Here is a 19,085-nt window from a genome sequence, read left to right as displayed (position 1 = left end):
GTGTGTAAATTTAAGTCGTCGACTAATGCCGCGCTTATTCCTATCTATTTCGAACAAAGCCACTTTGATATGCAAAATGGCTTTGAAAGAAGGAGACCGTATTAGTGTAGTTGATCCATAAGAGCAACTAGGTGGTCTACAGCTTGTTGAGCTTGAGGGCCTTCAGCTGAAATAGTTACGTTAGTCCCTTTTACTAGGCCTAAAGTTTGTAGTTTGAACAGGCTTTTCGCGCTAGCGCTTTTGCCGTTAGAAGTCACAGTGATGTCAGCGTCGAAAGATTTTGCTTCTTTTACGAACTGTGCAGCTGGACGAGTGTGAAGGCCGTTTTCTGCTGTGATTTCTACTTGCTTCTCGTACATTTTATATACCCCAATTAATTTATTTTTTGTAAGTTTGTAACCAGATTAGCTTAACTGCTTTAGCCCAAATGCGCTAGAGACTGGTACGCCATGTTCGTGTTAGAACTTAGACTGGTTATAAATTTTTATCCAGCCATGGTCATCTTTTGTTGAGTACTCATGACTTTCTGAATTTGTTTATTGCTTCTTTTATTTTGAAGCGAAAAATAAAACAGACCCGATATTACCAAAGGTAGGGCAGGGATCAACAAAAAAGCCCCTAAACGGGGCTTTTTTGGACGAAAAATTGATTTGACCACATATTATTGTTGGTTCTCTTTTTCCGTAAAGAGACCTGCAAATAGGGCTGTACTTAGGTAACGTTCACCAGAGCTTGGTAGCACGGTAACAATGGTTTTTCCTGCAAATTCAGGGAGTTCTGCAATTCTGTTTGCCGCTACTACTGCGGCGCCAGATGATATGCCTGCTAGGATGCCTTCTTCTTTCATTAGCCGTTGAGCCATCTCAATCGCTTCTTCAGAAGTTACCGATTCTACGCGGTCAATAATGTCTAAATCTAGGTTTCCTGGGATGAAACCAGCACCAATACCTTGGATTTTGTGCGGAGCCGGCTTGATTTCTTCGCCCGCAAGCGCTTGTGCAATCACTGGAGACTCTGCTGGTTCAACTGCTACTGAGGTGATGGCTTTGCCTTTTTCACCTTTAATGTAGCGACTCGTACCAGTGATGGTGCCACCAGTACCTACACCGGCTACAAACACGTCGACTTCACCATCAGTTGCTTCCCAAATTTCAGGACCTGTTGTTTGTTCATGAATTTGTGGGTTTGCTGGGTTGTTGAATTGTTGTAGGAGTAGATATTTCTCTGGATCTGAAGCAACAATCTCTTCTGCCTTGGCGATTGCGCCGTTCATGCCTTTTGGTGCTTCAGTCAGCACTAGGTTTGCACCAAGCGCTTTAAGTAGCTTACGACGTTCTAGGCTCATTGACTCAGGCATCGTTAGCGTTAGCTTGTAACCGCGTGCGGCTGCTACAAATGCAAGTGCAACACCTGTGTTACCACTGGTCGGCTCAACAAGCTCGATACCTGGTTTCAGAGTACCTGCTTTTTCTGCTTCCCAGATCATGTTTGACCCGATACGACACTTGACACTGAAGCTTGGGTTACGAGCTTCGATCTTAGCTAGAACGTTACCTTTGCTTACTTTGTTAAGGCGGACTAGAGGCGTGTTACCAATCGTTAGGGTGTTGTCTTCGTAGATCTTGCTCATGCGATATTCCTTCATTTAATGACAGAACTAAACGTAGTATATCAATCACTTTACCGTCTAGTGTCTTTCGATGTTTGTTTAGCTTGAATTTAGGGTAAACAAGTTGAAAAAAAGTAAAAGGATTAAAAAGTTATATCATATAGATATGTAGCGGAGGTCACGCCTACCTTTATTGAGGTCAGAACTTAAAGAAGATAGGCGTTGTTAAAGAGAGAGTGAAGGTTATAGACGAGAACGCAGAGCTTGGTCTTTAAACTCAACAACCCACATGGCTGTGGCGCCACAAACCGCGACTGGCATCACGATCAGGTTTAAAATTGGGATTGTCGTAAAAACAGAAACAAGCGCGCCGAAGCTATAGGTCTTACCTTGTTTTTGTTTCAAATTGTTTCTCATATCATCAAATTTTATTTTATGGTTATCAAATGGGTAATCAGCGTACTGGATTGCGAGCATCCATGCGGTGAAGATGAACCATAAAAATGGTGCAACGGTTTGCCCCAGTGCTGGAATTAATAAAAGTAGGAATAAGCCGATCGCTTTTGGCAAAACGTAGACAAGCTTGCGCCATTCTCTGGCTAATATACGTGGCGTATCTTTGAGAACATCGAGTAAACCGTCGTCATTGACTTTATTGCCGCTAAGCAGTTCTTCTACCTTTTCCGAGAGCAAGCCATTGAACGGTGCGGCGATGAAGTTAGCGAGTGTGCTAAAAAAATACGAAAATGTTGCCAATACGGTTAGTACTAGTAGTGGCCATAAAATATATGACAACCATGATAAGAAGCTTGGTAATGCCCCAATCCATCCTTCAATCCAAGTGTTTAGGTTAGAGAAGATATAAAACAAAGCACCACCAACAAGTAATACGTTAGCGATAAGAGGAAGTAGCACAAACTTACGAATACTCGGTGATAAAGCGATCTTTATTCCGAAAATAAAGTAGCCAAAGCCTGAGCGAGGAATAGATTCAATAGTCATATTTAAATTGGGTCACATGTGAATTTGGTTAAATAGCAAACATCTCTAGTGTACTCGACCGAAATTAAGAAAAAAAGCGTGGCGAAAATCACATCAAGTAAGGAACTAATTGTATTAAGTTGTTCTAAAACGGTGGCTACTTTTGATAGAGTAGTGAGATTGGTCAAATTAACCTAACTTAGTGACAGCGTTTTAATAGCTAGTGACTACGAAAGCTGAGAGCGAAAAATGCAGGAATTGCGATTTGTACTCATTATTGTTGGCGCATTAGCTATCGCCGCATTATTGTTCCACGGTCTGTGGACGAGTAAGAAAGAAGGGAAAGCAAAGTTTGGAGATAAGCCGCTTGGTAAGCTTGAAAACGATCGCTTAGGTGAGCCTGAAAATATCCCAAACCGCTCATTCGCCCCAGAAGATGATTTCGAGATAATCAGAAAAGAACGTAAAGAGCCGGATTTTGCTGCTTCACCATCCGAGACTGATCCTTTGATTGACTCAGATCCGCTAACAGCACCACCAACGAAAGAAGTTTACGAAGATGATATTGAATTGAATGATCTTCCTTCTTTCAGTGTTGAAGAGCCAATCAAGGTTGAAAGCGAATCTAAAGAGATTGAAGAACAGAAGGTTGTTGAGCCTGAAGTTCCAAGTTTTGAGCTGACCGATGAGCAAAAAGAAAGTCACGCTGGTTTTCAAGAACAATATGGCTCGCTTGATGAAAAAGTAGATGAAACGATTGAAGAACCATTGGTGTCCAGTGAGCCGGTCGTTGCTGAAGAAACCATTGTTCCACAAGATGCCTCATCAATTGAGTCAGAAGTAAAGCAAGATGAAGACCTTGGTCTTGAAGTGATCGTTCTTAATGTACATTGCGCTGGAGAGGTTCCATTTATTGGCACTGAACTCTTCCGTAGCATGGAGAACAATGGTCTAATTTATGGTGAAATGTCTATCTATCACTGCTTTGCACAACCTAGTGATGATCCAAAAGTTATTTTCAGCGTAGCAAATATGATGCAACCCGGTACCCTAGAACACGATGATCCTGCTGACTTTACAACGAAAGGCATTTCATTCTTTATGACGCTGCCATGCTACGGTCAAGCTGATCAAAACTTCAATGTGATGTTGAGTGCAGCGCAAAAAATTGCTGACGATATGGGTGGAAATGTCCTAGATGAGTCTCGCAATTTAATGACACCAAGCCGTTTGTCTGACTACCGTAAACAAATCAGAGACTTTATGATGGCATCGAATGCCTAGCCGTATTCTTTAGCCTTGTAAATAATCTATATTTATAGAAAAGGGCTCCTAAGGGAGCCCTTTTTGATATTTCAATCACGATAGAGAATGATATGAAAGAATCGATTCAAGTTACCTTAGAGCAGTTAAGAGAAACTCTGCATTATCATGCCGTTCGTTATTACGTAGAAGATACTCCAGAGATTCCTGATGTCGAGTACGATCGATTAATGCAACAGTTGCTAAAAATCGAACAAGAAAACCCTGAACTCGTGACGGCTGATTCGCCAAGTCAACGTGTCGGCGGTCAGCCTTTAGATGGCTTCACTCAAGTGACCCATGAAATCCCAATGCTTTCTCTGGACAATGCATTCTCTGACGAAGACTTGGATGCGTTCAATAAGCGCATGTCTGATAGAGCTCCAACCGCAAACCTCAAAACTTTCTGTTGTGAACCTAAGCTTGATGGCCTTGCAGTAAGCTTGCTCTATGTGAATGGAACCTTGGTTCAGGCTGCGACTCGTGGTGACGGTGCTGTTGGTGAAAACATCACAGAAAACGTGCGCACGATCAGTTCGATTCCACTTAAGTTGCAAGGCAAAGGTTGGCCAGAGCGTATTGAAGTTCGTGGTGAAGTATTTATGCCAAAAGCGGGCTTCAATAAACTGAACGAACTGGCGTTGAAAAAAGGTGAGAAAGTCTTTGTTAACCCACGTAATGCCGCTGCTGGTAGCCTACGTCAGCTTGATTCACGTATTACGGCTAAACGACCTCTGGCTTTTTATGCCTACAGTGTTGGTGTTGTAGAAGGCGCAGAGCTTTCCAAGAGCCACTATCAACGCTTCTTGCAGCTGAAAGGCTGGGGTTTGCCAATGTGTCCTGAAACTAAACAGTTGAGCTCGTTAGAGGATGTAAAGGCGTACTACCAAGATATTATGGCACGTCGTGATGCTCTGTCTTATGAGATCGATGGCGTGGTTATCAAAGTCGACGATATTGCGGCGCAAGAAGTGCTTGGCTTTGTTGCTAGGGCGCCTCGTTGGGCTATTGCTTACAAGTTTCCGGCTCAAGAAGAAATCACTCTGTTAAATGACGTTGAGTTTCAAGTTGGCCGTACAGGGGCTATTACGCCTGTCGCTAAACTAGAGCCTATCTTTGTTGGCGGCGTAACGGTAAGTAATGCCACGCTGCACAACGCTGATGAGATAGCTCGTTTAGGTGTGAAGGTAGGCGACAGCGTTATTATCCGCCGAGCTGGTGATGTGATTCCGCAAATTGTGGCCGTTGTACAAGATCGCCGCCCAGCGACGGCGACAGACATTGTTTTCCCTGATGCTTGCCCTGTATGTAGTTCTGCCATTGAGCGTGTCGAAGGTGAGGCTGTTGCGCGTTGTACTGGTGGTTTGGTGTGTCAAGCACAGCGAAAAGAAGCGCTTAAACACTTTGTTTCGAGAAAGGCTCTCGACGTTGATGGGCTGGGCGTGAAAGTAATAGAACAGCTTGTAGATCGCGAAATGGTCGAAACTCCAGCAGACTTGTTTAAGCTCAGTGCAGGCGTGATTACGGTTCTTGACCGAATGGGGCCTAAGTCAGCACAAAACGTGGTGAGTGCGCTTAATAAGGCCAAAGAGACGACATTAGCGCGTTTTCTTTATTCACTCGGTATTCGTGAAGTAGGTGAAGCAACGGCAATGAACCTAGCGCAGCACTTCAAGACGCTAGAGCTGGTTCAAGCGGCAACTCACGAGCAGTTAGTCGAAGTGTCAGATATTGGTAACATCGTCGCTAGCCATATCACTGGTTTCTTTTCACAAGAGAAAAACAGAGCAGTAATCGACCAGCTAGTAGAGCTTGGTGTGAACTGGCCACAGCTCGAAGAGGCTGCCGATGACCAAGAACTACCATTAGAAGGTAAGGTCGTTGTGTTAACAGGCTCACTCTCTCAACTTGGTCGAAGTGAAGCTAAAGCTGCATTACAAGCGCTAGGTGCGAAAGTAACGGGCAGCGTATCTAAGAAAACCGACATCTTATTCGCTGGTGAATCGGCAGGTTCTAAACTAACCAAAGCACAAGATTTAGGTATCGAAATAAGAACAGAAGAAGATCTAATTGCCCTTATTTCGTAAGTAAATTCAGATAAAAAAAGCTCAAAGGCACTCCTTAAAGGGAGTGCCTTTTTTGTGTTTGTTATAAATTGATAGTCTTTTTAATTGTTGAGAATTTTGTTCCTATACGAACTATTAAGTTAGGACAGTGATGGCGCTCAATATTAATGAAATACCATTTTGGTTGTAAGATAAATGCGAGTCACTTCAATTTTATGGAAATTAAATTTAAGTCAAAGCATTGATTTAAATGAACTAAACTGGTTTGTTGTATAGGTTTTACAATTTATCGACTGAGATCACTAAGCACCCAGTAAATTTGCACTAACTCATATTTTTTTAGATGAAAATTAAGTTCTCATTGATCTTTTTGAGGGCGAAGTTAGTCTTAATGCCATGGATGCACACGATGTGTATAACCAGAAAGGAAATAGAGAATTCTGTGTTAAGGGTTCTCAAACAAGAAAAGGTATTTCTCTCTACGGCGGCCAACTTTAGGTGAGGAATATTTAAACAGCTATATCCATTTTTAGGAGTTTTATTCCATGGAACACAAAATTTTCAAACGTACTCTACTAGGTGCCTCAGTTGCACTTTTATCAACAGGCGTAATGGCGAAAGAAGTTGGTATTAACTCTGACTTCAACGTTGATGTTTACGGTGTTGCGGCTATCTCTTTAGTTAACTACAACACAACTGATAATAATGACTCTAGCTCTGGTTACGCAGTAGAGAATGAATCTCGTATCGGCTTCCGTGCTCATAAAGATATGTTTGATGACGTATTAATTACAATGCAGATCGAATCTGGTTACGTAGATAGTACAGACTGGGGACATGGTGGCGTTTCAGGCGGTGTGCTTGGTTTCCGTGATACTTTTGTTGGTGCTTCTGGCTCTTGGGGTAATCTACGTGTGGGTCGTGTTCTTACGCCACTATACGAAATTGTCGACTGGCCATTCTCTAACCCTGGTCTAGGCTCTGTATTCGATTGGGGCGGCATCAATGGTCACTACGATCGTCAATCTAACCAAGTACGTTACGACTCAGCTAAATTTGGTGGTTTCTCTTTTGCAGCTTCTGTTGGTCGTGATGATAACGACAACGGTGGTGGTGCAGCGACTCGTGATGCTAACTTCTTTGGCGCAAGCGCTAAATACAGCTTCGAAAAAGTAACATTTATGGGTGCAGTTGAATCTGGTACTCGTGTAGTTGCCGCTACTGGTGGTGATTGGTCATTTGATGAGAATGGTAATCCTGAGCAAGCTCCTGAAGTCGCTGGCTACGATGATGATACATTCGCATACATCGTTGGTTTTGAGGCTAGCCTACCTGCAGGATTCGGCTTTGCGGCTGCATTTAAAGGTGAAGAGCTAGATAACGGCATCCGTAAGCAAACACAAGATTCTTACTCTATCATTGGCCAATACTGGAATGGTCCAATTGGTTTTAAACTGGGTTACGCAGCGAACCTAGAGTCTGAACTTAACGGTAGCAAAGAAGCTAATACAGATAGCAATACTATCTCTGGTCAGCTAATGGCAGTGCACAACGGATTCGTACCTTACCTACGTGTTGCGGGCCGTACTGTTGGTGACGCTGATACAGATATCGTAACTCGCGTTGGTCTTGAGTACGGTTTCTAAGCTAGAATTATCAGCTTAAACAGTTAGATAAAAACCCAAACGCTGGTAAATTTTTTTGCCAGCGTTTTTCCATAGTGAACATAAGGAATTAGTCATAATGAATAAAGTTAGTGTGGTTGTATTATCATTATTTTTGGGAGCTTGTAGTTCACTCGATTCACAAAGTAATTTCGCAGATTCAGTTGCAGATGTGCAGTCAAAAGGTGGCTACATTCAAGTGACTGGCCAATCTTATGTTGCAGAAAACAGAGCAAATGTAGGCGCAGACATTATCAAGTCATCGCTCTACTTTACGTACAATAAAGAAGTAACACAGAATTCAGCTCCAGAATCGTCAATTACTATGGATGTAAGTTACTTCCAAAGTTACAAAGAGTACCAAACCGTAAGCTTTTTTGGTAAGACGATAGAGTTAGAAGATAGACAAGTTCCAAGAGAGAGCTGCAGCGAACACTGTACAAAAACTCAATATATTAAGTTTCCTCTAAGCGAAGCTGATATCCAGCAAGCAAGAGAAAAGAATTTAGAGTTTACGCTTGATGGACAAAACTCAATAATGAGTACAACTTTCATTGTGCCGAAAGCGTATATCGACACAATTTACAATGGCGCCAATAATCATACTGCGATTGCTATCGCTCCAGTAGCTGCGCCTGTTGCAGCTGTAGTTGCTGAAGAGCCAAAGGCGTCACAAGCTCAAGAGATGGTTAACTACTGGTATGGTCAAGCGACAAAAGAAGAGCAATCGGCAGTGACGAATTGGGCATTCCAAAATCGCAAGAACGCAACACCTGCACTACTAGAAGGCTCCAAAGAAATCGAAATGGTTTCATACTGGTTCAACAAGCTAGACAGTGAAGAAAAATCTCAAACTATGATTTGGCTTTTAGAGCAAGAGTAAGCCTCTAACGTTACGCTCTAGCTATGTTTTTCAACCGCAGTATTGTATAACAACAGTACTGCGGTGATACATTTTAGGCTTACAGGTAAGATTGTGAATATTGGTGAAGTAGCGAAACGTGTTGGTACAACAGCGAAATCCATTCGTTTTTACGAAAGCAAAGGAATGATGAGTCCTCCACTTCGTTCAGAAAACGGCTACAGACAATACGGCGAGATTCACATCGAACAGTTAGAATTTGTATTAAGAGCTAAAATGGTTGGGTTTACCCTTGATGAGTGTAAATCACTGGTTGAGTTGGCAATGAATCCCAATAGGCAAAGCTACGAGGTCAAGCAGAAAGCAACGCAGAAGTTAGATGAAATAGAATTAAAGCTTGCTGAATTAAATAAGATGAAAACTCAACTCCAAGCTTGGGTACAAGACTGCCCCGGCGATGCTTCAACGGAATGCCCTATTTTAAACAATCTATCTGGCCGCAGTTAGTTAGGTTATTTCCGTTACCAATAATTGTCAGGCTGTAAATTATATTACTAGCCTGACTTTAATCTCTTATCACAGCACTTTTCCGCCGTAATGTTTACAGATCAGCAATGGCACATGCGTGACCGCGTTACCATCCAAACACTTAACTATAGGCCCCATATTTCCGTTACCTGGAGACTGACTGCTCGCTAGAGCGCTTCCAAATGATAAACTGAAAACAGCCGTTAGAATTATTAAAAGATGTCTCATACGAACTCCATTAGGTTTATCTCTGATTGAGATAAGTCAAAGTATGGACAAGGAAATAAAAATTTCAAAAACTAGACGGACTTAACATTTTTAATAATTATAATTAAGCGGCAATAAGGCTAACTATTCATATATATAATGGAAAAGAAATCTGACTTTCTTATAGCTTTTTAGCTCAATCAAACTTTTTAGCTTTACGAAATAAGAACTTATTTTCTTTTCAATTCAATCTATCGCAATGATAATTCGAATATTATTAAGACACGAAAATCAAAAAAGCCTGCATCTGTTGAAACTGCAGGCTTTATATAGCACTTTATTATAAAGGTTCTATTATTAGAACTATTCCGTCTAAAGCGACAATCTTAATTTCGGTGCCAGATGGAATATCTTGGCTGGCTTTTGCAGACCAAGAAGAGTCACCGACCCTAATTCTACAGCTACCTTTGTTAACTGCTTCGGTAAGAAAAACGGTTTGACCTACCAGTTGTTTTTCTCTTTGGTTTAACTCTCGCCCCGCATCTGAGTGCTTGTCATTAGACAGTTGTCTTCTCCACCACAACCAAGTGGTGATCAACGAGAAGCTAGCAAAGGATAACCATTGCATCTGCCAGCCAATAGGTAGAGCACCCAAAAGGACACCGACCAGCATGGCAGATATGCCTATCCATAAAAAGTAACCAGCGGTTCCAATTAACTCAAGTGCTAGCAACGCTAGACCAAACGCCAACCAATGCCAATGGTTTACTTGTTCTAGTAATTCGACCATAAGTTAGTCCTTACTGCCTTTGTCACTCTTATGTGCAAACATTTCAGCGATACCAGCTACAGAACCCATTAGGCCTGTGGCTTCGAGTGGTAGCATTATGATCTTGCCGTTTTCAGCTTGGCCAATCGACTTTAGTGCCTCAGTGTAGCCCTGCGCAATAAAGTAGTTTACGGCTTGCATATCACCTTGAGCAATCGCTGTCGAAACCATCTCTGTTGCTTTCGCTTCTGCCTCTGCGGCACGCTCACGAGCTTCGGCTTGCAATATCGCTGCTTGTTTTTCACCTTCTGCTTTCAGGATCTCTGATTGCTTGTGACCTTCCGCTTTCAATATTTCGGCTTGTCTAACACCTTCTGCCTCTAGTATATCAGCACGCTTATTTCGCTCTGCCTTCATCTGGGCATTCATCGCAGCGGTAAGGTCGGCGGGTGGTTGTACGTCTTTAATTTCGATACGCGTCACCTTTACGCCCCAAGGGTTGGTTGCTTGATCGACGATATTCAGTAACTTGGTATTAATCATGTCACGCTGGCTGAGCATTTCATCCAGCTCCATAGACCCAAGTACTGTACGGATATTGGTGAGGGTTAGATTGCGAATCGCATGCTCAAGATCGTTCACTTCGTAGGCCGCTTTAGGGGCATCGATAACCTGAACAAAACAAACCGCATCAATAACTACGTTCGCGTTGTCTTTAGAGATGACTTCTTGCGCAGGGATGTCGAGAACGCGCTCCATCATGCTGATGCGCTGTCCTACTTTATCTATAAATGGAATGATTAGGTTAAGACCCGGCTTGAGCGTTAAGGTATATCGCCCGAAGCGTTCAACTGTCCAGTTATTGCCTTGTGGGACGGTTTTCACACCAGCGAAAATAAATAGTAATGCGACGGCAGTAAAGATGCCAATAGTAATTAATGTATCAATATCCATACAAAATCCTTTGTAAGTGTAAGTTTTTGATAGTCCACTATTGATACTGGCTCATATTTAAAATCTGAGCAAATTTATAAATGAGAAACGGGCTATAAAACATTGATTTTATAGCCCGTTTTGCTTTTTTTTTACGACAAGCTAAAGGGTGACTTTATCACTTATAGTTCATTTCAATAGCATGCTTTACTGATTGTTAGTAGAGCAATGAGTACAGTTGGCGACGGTACTTACTCGCAACGGGATTACCTTGTCCAAGTGCACTTAAAATATCCATGAACTCTTTTTTCATGTCGCCATCGAGAGTGTTGAGATCTTTGGCTAAAAAGGACCACAGTAGGTTCATTGATTCTTCGCTACGGTTTACTTGATGGTATTGCAGTGCCAGTTCAGATGCCGTTTTAGCGTCGCTTGGATTTTGCTGAAGAGCGGTTTCTAATGCTTGTATCTCTGGGCTGTCTGATGCCTGTTTGTGAAGTTCCAGTTTTGCAACTAAGCCTTTGTAGTAGTTGTCTTGGTACTCTAGGGGGATTGTCGCTAGTTGAGTTTCAGCAAGGTCAAACTGTTGCGTTTCTAATAAACATTCAGCGATCGCCAGTTTTACTTCACCCTTACTTGTTAACTCTGCCGGTAATTGCTGTATCGCGGCTAGTGCCTGTGCGTGTGCACCGGTTTGCATTTGTTCTAGAGCTTGGCGTAAAGCGAGTTCATCTTGACTAGGTAGGTGTTTACTAAGCATTTCTACAATTGCTTCTATGCTTTGGGGACCACCGAGTCCATCAACAGGTTGGCCATTAACAAAAAGTGCAACGGTCGGCAGTGCTTGAACACCGAACTGGCTAGCAATGGCTTGTTCTTGCTCACAATTCAACAAGGCTAAGGTGAAAGCGCCATTGTATTGCTGAGTTAATGTTTGTAGTTCAGGAATGATTTGGGCGCTCTCTTGGCTCATTGGTGCCCAAAAATGGATGAGTACAGGGGTCTGCATCGAACCTTCTAATACTTGACGAAAGTTCTGCTCATTAAGTTCAACAACATGCGGAGATTGCATTTACGTTCCTTGAGGTTTGTTTTTGTGGATACGTTGCAAATATGGGGGGATTAGTCGGTAACTTCAAGATCTAACTCGGTTATCTCAGATAAAAAGCCCCAAAAATAGAAAAACGCTATGCTTCGATGTTGATAGAGTTGTTATCTCAACATGGAAGGCATAGCGTTATCATTGAGGTGTTCAGTGAGGCGTAGCGTGGGATACTCAAAACAGAATAAACAACGTAATGGCCAGACTCACACCTACCCAATTAAGGCGTTTTAAAGTCATGAAATATCCAGAAGTCGATTCATCAGTTGGGAATAATTGATGATATTGGCTAAATAATGACATCTTATTGTTACGAATAAATTACATCGTTACATTAAAGTTTGCGATCATGCATTCAAAGTTAGTAATTTATGCGGCTTTTCTCAAAATAGGGTCTAGCAACCGGCTTGGTAGGACCCTTTTTAACACTGCGAACACCTTGGTTGGTGTAGTCACTCGGTACCTTAACTTAGGCTTATCGGCTGTTAGAGCGTGAAAAACGGGCTCAATGCAACTCTCAGCAGGAAGGACAAAAGCGTTGTTCGACGACTCTTTTTCAAGTCGGTCTTTTTGTTGCTGGTAAGCTTCCTGGTGCACACTGCCAGAAATGTTGATCCATTTATTAAACGCTTTCAGGGCGTTGGTTCTAAATTGAGTCTCAATCGGGCCTGGCTGCAATAGCGAGATATGTATTCCACTACCATAAAGCTCTAAACGCAGTGTATCCGTCCAGCCTTCAATCGCGAATTTGGAAGCATTGTAGGCACCGCGATATTTCATAGCGGCGAAGCCTAACACTGAACTGTTCTGTATGATGCGCCCTTCGCCACGTTCACGCATGTGAGGGAGTAGCTGACAAACAAGATGGTGCCAGCCGAAGACGTTCGTTTCGAATTGTTCTCTGAGCCCTTGAGTTGGTAGGTCTTCCAACGCGCCTGCCTGACCGTAGGCGCCGTTGTTGAACAATCCATACAACCCGTTAGGTGCGAACTCAATCGCAAGCTTGGCCCCATGTTCAATGCTTTCTTGGTTGGAAAGATCTATTTGAATGCAGGTGAGACCTTCATCTTGAAGGCGTTGAACATCTTGTGGGTCACGGCAAGATGCAATGACATGAAAACCGCGCTTTTGCAGTGCATGAGCACATGTATATCCAATACCCGTTGAGCAACCGGTGATAAGAATCGACTTTTTCACGCTTAATCCTTTATTAGAGTCTCTATAACTCTAGGGTAAAGAATTAGTCTTGATGTTGTAACAAGTTTTTTAGTGCAGGCTCGATTCTTGAGTAACTAAAGATAAATCCCATTTCGGTGAGTTTCTTTGGTTTGGAGCGAATGCTGTCGAATAATAAACAAGCGGATTCACCCATCAGAAATGACATTACCCATTTTGGCGTGAACAAGAAGTGTGGTCGACCTAATTGTTTGGCTAATGTGCTACTGAACAGCTTGTTAGTCACAGGGTGCGGAGCGCACATATTAAACTCGCCCTGAGCGTGAGGAATAGACAATAAGTGGTTGATGGCTCTCACCATATCCAGCATGTGAATCCATGGCATGTACTGTTTGCCTGAACCCAATGGTCCACCGACACCGAGTTTGTAGGGCATCAGCATCTTCTTTAGCGCGCCGCCATTTTCGCCTAACACAATACCCGTTCTGAGTAGTATTACACGCGTGCTATCTGATTGGGCTTGCCTAGCAATCTCTTCCCAGTGAGCACAAACTTTATGAGGAAAGCTTTCATCCTTTACTTGCAACGATTCATCAAACGGATGCTGCTGTTGATCGCCATAGTAACCGACGGCTGAGCCACTAATAAAAGCCTTGGGTGGGTTGTTGCTAGCATTAATCAACTTGACTAGCTGCTTGGTGATCTGCCAGCGACTGTTACAGATTCTCGCTTTTTGAGCTTCGGTCCAACGTTTGTCTGCAATCGGTTCGCCTGCAAGGTTAACCACCACATCGAAGTCATTGAGATCGCTCAGTTCATCAAGGGACTGAATGTAATGAAGGTTGTTCTGGTTCAGGTGATTTAGGTTTTTCTTTGCATTTTCAGGGCTCCGCGTCAGCAATGTCACATCATCAGTGTTCCAACTCTTGACTAATTCAGACCCAATAAACCCCGTACCACCCGTTAACAATATCTTCATACCAATCTCCCTATTAAACATAATTATAGACATGACTTGTTTTTTATCGCCAATCAATACGAAAAAATCACTATAGCGATCAATTGGTTTCAATCGTGTGATACCTAAATTACGCCTTTTTCAATTTACTAAAGAGTGAAGTTAAATTCATCAGGTCAAGATGTGTATCGCTATCACACTTATGGATTTTACTTGGATATGTTACCAACTGCGTAATATTTATCACATAAGGAATGATAAGGATTTGCCATGATTATTAGTAACCTATAACCAGAACCAATTTAAGCAATAAGGAGTTACGATGACGGCAGTGCTTGCTTTGTTTCGAGCCATGTTAGGTAGCTTGCGAGATCTATTGCCTATCGTCGCGGTGATCGCCTTCTTCCAGCTTGCCGTCTTACAAGAGCCGCTTCCTCATATTTTTTCGATTTTAACCGGATTAGTGCTAGTCGTTTTTGGGCTCACTTTCTTTATCTTTGGCCTTGAAATGGGGCTGTTTCCAATTGGCGAATCGATGGCTCAAGCATTTGCCAGAAAGGGGAGTGTGTTCTGGTTGTTGATCTTCGCTTTTTGTTTGGGGTTCGGTACCACCATAGCCGAGCCTGCGTTAACTGCGGTGGCGGCTGAGGCTGCGGAAGTGGCAGCCGAGGGAGGTGTTATCCCCAATACGTTAGATGAAATGGAAGAATATGCAGACGGTCTGCGTTTCACTGTAGCATTGTCGGTGGGTATCGCCATCTTACTTGGGGTGCTGCGAATCTTAAAAGGGTGGCCAATTCAGTACATGATCATCGGTGGTTATATTGGTGTGGTGGTGCTCACCGCTTTCGCCCCTGAAAATATCATTGGGATAGCGTATGACTCTGGTGGAGTGACTACATCCACGATCACCGTTCCGTTGGTGACAGCTTTAGGGGTCGGCTTAGCCTCAGCAATCAAAGGCCGCAATCCTATGGTTGATGGCTTTGGGTTGATCGCCTTTGCGTCACTGCTGCCGATGATGTTTGTCATGGTTTATGGGATGGTGGTGACATGATCACTGCTCAGCAATTTATTGATACTTTTTTAGGCACCTTGATGGATGTGATTCCAATTACGGTGATCATATTTGGTTTTCAATTTGCGGTGCTGCGTAAGCCAGTCAATAACCTAGCCAAAGTGCTGATCGGTTTCTTTTATGTCATCCTCGGTTTGTCTCTATTCTTGATGGGGTTGGAGCTCGCGTTGTTTCCTTTGGGGGAGACGATGGCAATGCAATTGACCGAGATAAGCTTTCTGACTGATTTTAAGGTCAGCTCTGGCCTAGCATTGGTTTGGTTTGATTACTACTGGGTTTACTTTTTTGCATTCTGCATCGGTTTTAGTACCACTATCGCCGAGCCTTCGTTAATTGCGGTGGCGATTAAGGCGAACCAAGTCTCAGGTGGCAGTATCAGCGTTAATGGGCTGAGAATTGCGGTGGCATTGGGTGTCGCTATTGGTATCTCACTCGGAAGCTATCGGATCGTTGCGGGCGATCCTATCCATTACTACATCATTTTTGGCTATGTCGTTGTGGTCATCCAAACCTTTTACGCCCCTAAGCTTATTATTCCATTGGCCTATGATTCTGGCGGGGTGACGACATCTACCGTGACTGTGCCTTTAGTGACGGCTCTTGGATTAGGGCTCGCTTCAACCGTCCCTGGACGAAACCCAGTGATTGATGGATTCGGCTTAATTGCCTTTGCCAGCTTATTCCCGATTATTTCGGTAATGAGCTATGCCCAAATAACACAATGGTTAAATCGTTCATCCCCCCCTAAGGAGAGTAAAGATGCGCTTTAAACTTATCTTAGCGTTTGTAGAAGAGAGCAAGACAGACAGTGTGCTCGATGCCGCCCGTGATGCTGGCGCCACTGGAGCAACGGTGATTAACAATGCTAGAGGGCAAGGCCTGAACCAAAAACGCACCTTCTTCGGATTAACGTTAGAGGTGCAAAAAGATGTGTTGTTGTTTGTCGTCGAAGAGCATTTGGCGAGACATATTTTAGAAACCATCGGTGAAGTTGGGGAGTTCGACCAAGAATCAGGACAAGGGATCGCAGTACAGATCGATGTAGAAGATGCGGTCGGGGTCGCGCACCAAGTTGAGACTTTAACAAAGGTTGTGGAGGATGAGCTATGAGTACCAGTGAAAAGATCCGAGTAGGCGATGTCATGGCCAATACGTATGTGATTATCGATGGGCTAACCACGGTGTTAGAAGCTATTGATATGGCGAAAAAGCACAAAGTGAAAGCGATCATTGTCGATAAGCGCCACGATGATGACGAGTACGGTATCGTCTTGATGAATGATATTGCCAAGAAAGTGTTAGCGAAGAATCGATCTCCTAAGCGAACCAATGTTTATGAAATTATGACTAAACCAGCTTTGAGTGTGTCTGCAGATATGAATGTGAAGTATTGTGCTCGTTTGTTTGAGCGCTTTGGTATCAGCCGTGCTCCAGTGGTCCGTGAGCACAAAATAGTCGGTATGGTTAGTTACAATAATATCGTGATCAACGGTATGGCGAGAGATGACGTGTAGCATTTAGATACGTACAATAGACTCATAAATTTTATGGAGAAGTACGTGTGAAATTATTTTTTGCTTCAGACCTACACGGTTCGCTGCCAGCAACAGAAAAGGCATTAGAACTCTACCAAGCGTCTGGTGCGCAATATTTAGTGCTATTGGGTGACATTCTGAATCATGGGCCAAGAAATCCGATTCCAGAAGGATACAATCCACCAGCGGTTGCAGAGAAGTTGAATGCGTTTTCTCAAGAGATCATTGCCGTTCGTGGTAACTGCGACAGTGAAGTGGATCAGATGTTGTTGTCTTTTCCAATGATGATGGATTACTCATGGGTGTTATTGGAATCGGGTCAGCGTATTTTCTTAACTCATGGTCACCTGTACAACACAACGAAGCGACCAGCACTGAAAGCGGGCGATATTATTGCTCACGGCCATACCCATATTCCAGTTGCTGAGTACCAAGATGATATCTTCATTTTTAACCCTAGCTCGGTAACATTCCCACGAGAAGGGCACGCAGCAAGCTATGGCTTGTATGAAAACAATACGTTTAAAGTGATCAGCCTTGAGGGAGAGCTACTGGTGAGTGGACTACTCTAAATATATGGTTGCAGCTACGAAAGGTTTACTTTGAGTCTGAGTGGCCCAGATCTCTATCTGGAGCAATGATGTTTCGTACTCTTTGCTTCAGAACTTTAGCCTCAGGAAAACCTCCGTCCGCTTTTCTTTCCCAAATCTGTATCCCATTACAAAAGATCTCGAATCGCCCACCCGTATCTGGGTGAAGACTAACTTGATTAATCTCTTCACTAAAGGTATGGAGCAACTCTTGGCATAGCCAGCTTGAGCGCAACATCCAATTACATTGGCGGCAGTAGTGTATTGCTATCGTTGCTTGCGATACTGTTGGGGTTGTTGGATTTGATTCCGTATTCATAGTTAATCCTTTTAATTTTCTATATCAATAGTTTGACGCCAACGGCAAACGTCAATATTTCAAAGGCCGTTTTGACCGTCTGATTACTTGAACGGTTGGCTAGAAATGCACCTAGGCTCCCGCCTATAAATGAGCTAAGTAGAAGTATCGGTAGCCACAACCAGTATATCGGCGCACCAGCCTGTACGATTGCGATACCACCAATGCCATTCCAGAACAAACCAACGCATATCATAGTTAGTGCCACGGCCTGCTTATAAGTAAAACCAAACCAGCGAACCAGAAATAAGGTCACCAACAGCCCTGAACCGGCAGTAAGTGAGCCGTTGATGATACCAATTAGCGCAAGCCCAATACCACCTATGATGTAACCTTTGGCGTCTCGGTTTTTGAGTTGTTCATCTTGTCCCAACTGCTTCTTTAGTCGGGAGTAAACGCCAAGTGCTAAGATCATCGCCCCAAGCACTTTCTGTGCAATGTCGTCGGGAATCAGGAGCACGATATTAGCCCCACTTACCACACCGATACTACCCACAGCTATCAGGTAACAACAAATTTTCCAGCTTAGCGTTCCGCCTTTAATATGGCTATAGGCAGCCCCCAAACCTAACGCGACACTCGCGACTTTGTGAGTCGCTAAGGCGACCGAAAAGGGTAGGCCAAGAAAGATAAGCAATGGGAATTGAAGCAGCCCGGCACCGCCACCTGATAAGGAGGCGAGGGTATTGGCGATTAATGAACCAAAGAAGAGGGCAAGTGAGTTAATCCAGTCCATAGAGTCTCGTATTTGTCAAAACAGCGAACAAAAAAGGGGCATCATGCCCCTTTTTCTATTGGTCTACCGCTTAATGGTATTCAGCTATTCATATACAGTAAATAGCGCCCCATTATTAGTTTGAAAACAATACGGTAGAACCGTGATTTAAGCTAGTCAGTAACAGCGCTTTCGGATTAATGATATCAATTCGACGGCTTTGTTCAGCATCCATCTTGATCACCTGAGTTATGAGGTCTAATTGATCTTTAGAGAAATCCTGACGTTGAGCCGACGTGACATCTTTAAACTCAGTCGGAGAGATGAGTAAGTAATTATCGTTGATGTCCCACTGGCCAGTTTCGGATATGTTGATCACATTCGCTGGCGCAGTTTGGGTGCTGTAAAGCCTGACTATTGACATTCTTAAGTAGGTACCGTTTGGTAAATATTTCGCATTCGATGACAGTTCTACTTTACGAAGTGGGCCGATAGAGTCGGCTTGCTTGTTGTCGCTAATCAGAGTCACCATTTTTGCTTGCCACTCGTGTTGAGTTAACAGGTGTTCTATTTTTGCATCATTACCCCAATACAACCAACCACTTAAAAACGCGGAAATAACCAGTAGAATAATGGAAACTTTTAATTTCAT

Annotated in this window: 21 protein-coding genes; 10 read left to right on the top strand and 11 right to left on the bottom strand. The window is 43.2% G+C overall.

All coding sequences use genetic code 11. The features are described 5' to 3' along the window. Positions 1-101 precede the first annotated feature (101 nt). The 3 genes from OCV24_RS10355 to cysZ form a co-directional block, all read right to left on the bottom strand. The gene (locus tag OCV24_RS10355; protein WP_004734263.1) at positions 102-359 is read right to left on the bottom strand and encodes an HPr family phosphocarrier protein; all 258 of its coding nucleotides are present in this window, start codon (positions 357-359) and stop codon (positions 102-104) included. Between the two features lie 302 nt (positions 360-661). Continuing rightward, a complete protein-coding gene (gene cysK, locus OCV24_RS10350; protein WP_046224675.1) occupies positions 662-1,630 on the bottom strand; it encodes a cysteine synthase A in 969 nt (322 codons plus the stop codon). A gap of 222 nt (positions 1,631-1,852) precedes the next feature. Continuing rightward, positions 1,853-2,611 (bottom strand): sulfate transporter CysZ, encoded by a 759-nt coding sequence (gene cysZ, locus OCV24_RS10345; RefSeq protein ID WP_046224676.1) that lies wholly within the window; start codon positions 2,609-2,611, stop codon positions 1,853-1,855. A 228-nt stretch (positions 2,612-2,839) separates the two neighbouring features. On the opposite strand from cysZ, the gene zipA reads away from it, so the two are divergent. The 5 genes from zipA (at position 2,840) to cueR (ending at position 8,991) form a co-directional block, all read left to right on the top strand. After that, complete coding sequence (gene zipA / locus OCV24_RS10340; RefSeq protein WP_077680147.1) at positions 2,840-3,874, top strand: cell division protein ZipA; 1,035 nt, start codon at positions 2,840-2,842, stop codon at positions 3,872-3,874. A 92-nt stretch (positions 3,875-3,966) separates the two neighbouring features. Beyond that, entirely contained in the window at positions 3,967-5,979 is a 2,013-nt protein-coding gene (ligA, locus tag OCV24_RS10335; protein WP_150877761.1) for an NAD-dependent DNA ligase LigA, read from the top strand. Positions 5,980-6,503: 524 nt separating this feature from the next. After that, a complete protein-coding gene (locus OCV24_RS10330; protein WP_017056367.1) occupies positions 6,504-7,604 on the top strand; it encodes a porin in 1,101 nt (366 codons plus the stop codon). 97 nt (positions 7,605-7,701) lie between these two features. Beyond that, on the top strand, positions 7,702-8,505 hold the full coding sequence (locus OCV24_RS10325) for a DUF2057 family protein (protein ID WP_017056368.1): 804 nt from the start codon (positions 7,702-7,704) through the stop codon (positions 8,503-8,505). A gap of 93 nt (positions 8,506-8,598) precedes the next feature. Then, positions 8,599-8,991: a Cu(I)-responsive transcriptional regulator gene (cueR, locus tag OCV24_RS10320; protein ID WP_017056369.1), complete on the top strand. Its 393-nt coding sequence runs from the start codon at positions 8,599-8,601 to the stop codon at positions 8,989-8,991. Positions 8,992-9,559: 568 nt separating this feature from the next. Here cueR and OCV24_RS10315 read toward each other — a convergent pair. The 5 genes from OCV24_RS10315 to OCV24_RS10295 form a co-directional block, all read right to left on the bottom strand. Continuing rightward, complete coding sequence (locus OCV24_RS10315) at positions 9,560-10,009, bottom strand: NfeD family protein (protein WP_136981151.1); 450 nt, start codon at positions 10,007-10,009, stop codon at positions 9,560-9,562. 3 nt (positions 10,010-10,012) lie between these two features. After that, positions 10,013-10,942, bottom strand: a complete 930-nt coding sequence (locus OCV24_RS10310) for an SPFH domain-containing protein (RefSeq protein ID WP_017056372.1) — start codon at positions 10,940-10,942, stop codon at positions 10,013-10,015. Between the two features lie 196 nt (positions 10,943-11,138). Further along, positions 11,139-11,993 carry a co-chaperone YbbN gene (locus tag OCV24_RS10305; RefSeq protein WP_017056373.1) on the bottom strand — a complete coding sequence of 285 codons (855 nt, stop codon included), beginning with the start codon at positions 11,991-11,993 and terminating at the stop codon, positions 11,139-11,141. 399 nt (positions 11,994-12,392) lie between these two features. Continuing rightward, the gene (locus OCV24_RS10300; RefSeq protein ID WP_137026689.1) at positions 12,393-13,220 is read right to left on the bottom strand and encodes an SDR family oxidoreductase; all 828 of its coding nucleotides are present in this window, start codon (positions 13,218-13,220) and stop codon (positions 12,393-12,395) included. Between the two features lie 43 nt (positions 13,221-13,263). After that, a complete protein-coding gene (locus OCV24_RS10295) occupies positions 13,264-14,178 on the bottom strand; it encodes a TIGR01777 family oxidoreductase (RefSeq protein WP_150877763.1) in 915 nt (304 codons plus the stop codon). Positions 14,179-14,479: 301 nt separating this feature from the next. Between OCV24_RS10295 and OCV24_RS10290 the strand changes: the two genes are divergently transcribed. Genes OCV24_RS10290 through yfcE form a run of 5 tightly spaced genes read left to right on the top strand, consistent with a single transcriptional unit; the run spans position 14,480 to position 17,342 of the window. Further along, positions 14,480-15,214: a DUF1538 domain-containing protein gene (locus tag OCV24_RS10290; RefSeq protein ID WP_017056376.1), complete on the top strand. Its 735-nt coding sequence runs from the start codon at positions 14,480-14,482 to the stop codon at positions 15,212-15,214. Beyond that, complete coding sequence (locus OCV24_RS10285; RefSeq protein WP_150877765.1) at positions 15,211-16,005, top strand: DUF1538 domain-containing protein; 795 nt, start codon at positions 15,211-15,213, stop codon at positions 16,003-16,005. The genes OCV24_RS10290 and OCV24_RS10285 overlap by 4 nt, the downstream gene beginning before the upstream one ends. After that, on the top strand, positions 15,995-16,345 hold the full coding sequence (locus tag OCV24_RS10280; RefSeq protein ID WP_017056378.1) for a P-II family nitrogen regulator: 351 nt from the start codon (positions 15,995-15,997) through the stop codon (positions 16,343-16,345). The genes OCV24_RS10285 and OCV24_RS10280 overlap by 11 nt, the downstream gene beginning before the upstream one ends. Then, entirely contained in the window at positions 16,342-16,749 is a 408-nt protein-coding gene (locus OCV24_RS10275; protein ID WP_017056379.1) for a CBS domain-containing protein, read from the top strand. Before OCV24_RS10280 ends, OCV24_RS10275 begins: the two co-directional genes overlap by 4 nt. Before the next feature lie 47 nt (positions 16,750-16,796). After that, a complete protein-coding gene (gene yfcE / locus OCV24_RS10270) occupies positions 16,797-17,342 on the top strand; it encodes a phosphodiesterase (protein WP_017056380.1) in 546 nt (181 codons plus the stop codon). 25 nt (positions 17,343-17,367) lie between these two features. Here yfcE and OCV24_RS10265 read toward each other — a convergent pair whose 3' ends face one another. From OCV24_RS10265 to OCV24_RS10255, 3 genes are all read right to left on the bottom strand, one after another. Next, positions 17,368-17,679 carry a SelT/SelW/SelH family protein gene (locus tag OCV24_RS10265; RefSeq protein WP_017056381.1) on the bottom strand — a complete coding sequence of 104 codons (312 nt, stop codon included), beginning with the start codon at positions 17,677-17,679 and terminating at the stop codon, positions 17,368-17,370. 19 nt (positions 17,680-17,698) lie between these two features. Beyond that, on the bottom strand, positions 17,699-18,454 hold the full coding sequence (locus OCV24_RS10260; protein WP_150877767.1) for a sulfite exporter TauE/SafE family protein: 756 nt from the start codon (positions 18,452-18,454) through the stop codon (positions 17,699-17,701). A gap of 115 nt (positions 18,455-18,569) precedes the next feature. Then, a complete protein-coding gene (locus OCV24_RS10255) occupies positions 18,570-19,085 on the bottom strand; it encodes a regulatory protein ToxS (RefSeq protein WP_017056383.1) in 516 nt (171 codons plus the stop codon).

Source organism: Vibrio kanaloae, from assembly GCF_024347535.1.
In the GTDB taxonomy this organism is placed as follows: domain Bacteria; phylum Pseudomonadota; class Gammaproteobacteria; order Enterobacterales; family Vibrionaceae; genus Vibrio; species Vibrio kanaloae.
This window is presented reverse-complemented; position numbering and strand designations above follow the sequence as displayed.